Source organism: Pseudomonas sichuanensis (assembly GCF_003231305.1).
Classification (GTDB): domain Bacteria; phylum Pseudomonadota; class Gammaproteobacteria; order Pseudomonadales; family Pseudomonadaceae; genus Aquipseudomonas; species Aquipseudomonas sichuanensis.
Window position 1 is genome coordinate 1 of sequence record NZ_QKVM01000176.1, and the last position, 235, is coordinate 235.

Annotated in this window: 1 protein-coding gene; it reads right to left on the bottom strand. The window is 61.7% G+C overall.

Features of this window, described 5'->3' with window-relative positions; translation table 11 throughout:
* Positions 1-235, bottom strand: a 235-nt coding sequence (locus DM373_RS28615) for a hypothetical protein (RefSeq protein WP_157966929.1), incomplete at both ends; no start/stop codon positions are given.

Consider the following 235-nt stretch of genomic DNA (forward strand, 5'->3'; position numbering starts at 1 on the left):
CAGCATTGCCGACCAGGGTGAAGGTCAACGCGCCGACACCACCGGTGACCGCATTGGTCAGCGAACCGGATGCTGTTTCGGCGTTGGAATGTGGATCGCTCCCTTCGACGTTGCCACCGGCCAGGTCATTGCCGTCCTTGGTCAGGTCCAGGGCTTTCTCGTACACCGTCACTTCACTGTCGGTGCCGGCGACCAGCTTGCTGTCCAGCACCTTCACCGAGATGGTCGTGGTGCT